At 69.8% G+C, this 3,129-nt stretch carries 5 protein-coding genes and 1 pseudogene; 2 read left to right on the plus strand and 4 right to left on the minus strand.

Features of this window, described 5'->3' with window-relative positions; translation table 11 throughout:
• The 3 genes from VF468_29025 to VF468_29035 form a co-directional block, all read right to left on the minus strand.
• A partial coding sequence (locus VF468_29025; protein HEX5882330.1) for a DUF6597 domain-containing transcriptional factor occupies positions 1-437 on the minus strand: 437 nt, incomplete at its 3' end.
• A gap of 221 nt (positions 438-658) precedes the next feature.
• Complete coding sequence (locus VF468_29030) at positions 659-817, minus strand: hypothetical protein (GenBank protein HEX5882331.1); 159 nt, start codon at positions 815-817, stop codon at positions 659-661.
• The gene (locus VF468_29035; protein HEX5882332.1) at positions 814-1,170 is read right to left on the minus strand and encodes a Tn3 family transposase; all 357 of its coding nucleotides are present in this window, start codon (positions 1,168-1,170) and stop codon (positions 814-816) included. The genes VF468_29030 and VF468_29035 overlap by 4 nt, the downstream gene beginning before the upstream one ends.
• A 94-nt stretch (positions 1,171-1,264) precedes the next feature.
• Here VF468_29035 and VF468_29040 point away from each other — a divergent pair.
• Together VF468_29040 and VF468_29045 are read left to right on the plus strand one after the other, a co-directional pair.
• Positions 1,265-1,405 (plus strand): annotated as a pseudogene (locus VF468_29040) (ISL3 family transposase).
• An 87-nt stretch (positions 1,406-1,492) separates the two neighbouring features.
• Positions 1,493-2,932 (plus strand): IS701 family transposase, encoded by a 1,440-nt coding sequence (locus tag VF468_29045; protein HEX5882333.1) that lies wholly within the window; start codon positions 1,493-1,495, stop codon positions 2,930-2,932.
• Between the two features lie 14 nt (positions 2,933-2,946).
• Here VF468_29045 and VF468_29050 read toward each other — a convergent pair.
• On the minus strand, positions 2,947-3,129 hold a 183-nt coding region (locus VF468_29050; GenBank protein ID HEX5882334.1), incomplete at its 5' end, for a hypothetical protein.

Below are 3,129 nucleotides of genomic sequence, written 5' to 3' on the forward strand. Positions count from 1 at the left end.
AGCTCCTCCTCGAGCAGCGTCAGCATCTCGTGCGGTCCGTCCGCCGTGGCCAGCCGGTCTCGCAGCTCAGCAATGGCGGGCCGGCCCCAAACCTGCTCTACCGTCACCGGCCGGTCACACAGCTCGGCCGCGGGCATCGGCAGGAACGGCGCCAGCCCCCACGGCTTGAAGTGCACGCCGACGGACCGGGTCCGGAGTGGGTAGCCGAACTCCAACGCGCGGGTGGGCACGGTGACCACGCAGCCGTCGGCGTACTCGGCCGTCTCGATGTCGGTGCCGGCGCGGATGCGGAACGGCGCCCCGAGGTTGACGATGAGCAACGCCCCCGGCATCGGCGGCAGCGTCAGCCGGGCGTACGGCGGCGCACCCTCCAGGTAGTAGAGGTCGTCGATCAGCCCGTCCAGCGGCGGTCGCGGCACTCTGGACACGTACTCCATGCCCACAGTATCGCCGACGCCCCGCCGGCATCGCGCGCCGGGATGGTCCAGCCGCGCTGCCGCCAGCATCGAGCCGGCGCCGATCCCGGACGAGCGCCCGGCCGCGGACATTTGCGTGGGTTACGCGTGCTGCGTGAGCGATGGAGGATTCTCGGCCCTCCAGTGTCGCCCTGCATGGGGGAGGCGCTAAACCAACCCTCTGCTGCGTTACCGTGTCCTGACTACGCGGCCGCGGGCTGTTCGCCGCCAAAGTCGACCTCGTCCAGCGCGGGGTCGAACACGTCCGGCGGGATGTGGAGTTCGTCGGTTGCGTAGGCGCCGAACCGGAGGATGTGGGAGGTCAGGTAGGGCGAGAGCTGGGCCAGATCCTCAGCGGTCACCTGCCACCCTCGGCAACCAGCTGCCGGATGACCTCCATCATGTCGATCGCGGTGTGGAACACGATCAGGTTGCACAGCAGCGAGTTCCATTTGACCGACTTTCCTGCTCGGCCGGGTCGTTCTCGGCGATCACGCCCTGGTTGCCGAACCGGGGTCCAGGCGGAGAACCCGTTGTAGGCCTCGGCCTTGTTGGTGGCCGCGGTCACCCGTGCCCGCAGCCCCGAGTCGGCGAGGAACCGCAGCAGCGCCACGGTCCGCATCACGCGCCCGACCTCCCGGAACGCCTTGTAGATCTGGTTTTGCGCGAGTTCGACGACAATCGGCGCATCAGCGTCACCGAAGACACTTTGCATTGTGAAGAGCCGTCATTAGTCGTCGATCGGCGCGACGACGAGGACTCCGGCGGGCTCGGATACATCTTGGTCAGCGAGCCGGGTCGGCCTACCTAACGGACCGACCGAGGCGATCAACGGTCGCCTCGAACACCTCCACGGCTCTGCCCTTGGCTTACGCAATCTCGCGAAGTACATCGCCAGATCGCTACTCGAGACCGGCGGGTTCAGACCACAGCTACACCCTCGATCGTGAAGAGCCCATTATCGGTGGTTTGTTGACTTAGGGCTGGTCGAGGGGTAAGAGGGCTTCGCGAGGACCACGCGCTTTGGAGACGCGGCGATGACCAAGCGTCGAGCCTGCCCACCCGCACCCGGCCCGCTGGAGGACTACGCCGCCCGATTCGATGCACTGTTTGGCCGGCTGGCCCAGCGCCGCAGCTTCCGCGCCTACCTGCAAGGGCTGCTGCTGCCGCGGGACCGCAACAAGACCCTGACCGCGCTGGCCGGCGCCGAGCCGATCCTCGGCGCCCAGCATGCGGCCGTGCAGGAGCTGCAGTGGTTTCTCACCGAGTCGACCTGGGACCACGAGCAGGTCAACCAGCGACGGCTCCAGCTGCTGCTGGGCGACCCGGCGACCCGCCCGCACGACCACGGCGTGCTGGTCATCGACGACACCGGCGACCGCAAGGCCGGCACGGCGACCGCGCACGTGGCCCGCCAGTACCTGGGCTCGCTGGGCAAAACCGACAACGGCCTCGTCGCGGTCACCAGCCTGTGGGCCGGCGAGCGCGTCTACTGGCCCGCCCACACCAGCCCCTACACTCCGGCGTCCAGGCTGCCTGGAGGCAAGCGCGATCCGGAGTTCCGAACCAAACCGCAGCTGGCCGTCGGGCTCGTGCAGACCGCCCGCCAGGCCGGCATCGGCTTTCGCGCCGTGGTCGCCGACTGCTTCTACGGCGACAACGAGGGCTTCACCCAGGCGCTCGGCGCCGCGGGGGTGGCCTATGTCCTGGCGGTCAAGGCTCGCAAGGGGGTCTGGGCGTCGGCCGACCAGGCCCACAGCCCACAGGAAGCAGCCCACGAGCTGGCCTGGACGAGTCCGGCCGACCCCGGCGATTGGACCCCGTTTACCCGCCGGTTCCGCAACGGGCACACCGAGACCTGGTGGGCGGCCGAGGCGGCGCTGCCGGCGGCCGGCTGGGGTCCGGACCAGCCCGTTCGGCTGGTGGTGGCGACCACCGACCCGGCCACGCTCCCGAAGCTGACCACCTGGTACCTGGTCAGCAACCTGCCTCGCCCCGGCCAGCGGGCATGCGGTCCATTCCCGCCCGCCGGCCTGGCCGAGCTGGTGCGCCTGTACGGGCTGCGCAACTGGGTCGAGCAGGGCTACAAGCAGGTCAAACACGAGCTTGGCTGGGCTGACTTCCAGGTCCGAAGCGACCGGGCGATCCGCCGGCACTGGCAGCTGGTGTGCTGCGCGTTCTCGTTCTGCTGGTGGGCGTGGTTTACCAAGCAGCCGGGCCACCAAGCAGCGCCCTCCGATCCGCACGCCACCCCAGCAGCAGCGCGGGGGAGACGACCCGACAGCGGCCAGCGCACCCTCACCAGGGTGGTGTCCTGGCCGGTGACGCTTCGCCGGGTCCGAGGCTGGCTGACTCCCTGGGTCGTGCTCAGGCGCTGGTGGCGGGCATGGTCGACGGCGCCCCCACCGGTCCAGCTTGGGCTGCTGCTTGACACCGCTCATGCCGGACAGCCGCTGTACCTCTACATCCCGCCGTAGCCAACAAACCACCGCTAGTTGAGGCGGGCCGTCACCGAGGTGCCGAAGCGCTCGCTGATCAGCGCCTTGAGGCCGTGCGGGAAGTCGCGCTGCGCGGCCAGGTGGGCCCGGGTGAGCCGCCGCTGGGCGCCGGCGTCACCCTCGAACGCGGCGATGCACAGCTCGGGCTCGGCGTTGGCCAGGGCCAGGATCGCCCC

Source organism: Actinomycetota bacterium (assembly GCA_036280995.1).
Taxonomy (GTDB): Bacteria; Actinomycetota; CALGFH01; order CALGFH01; family CALGFH01; genus CALGFH01.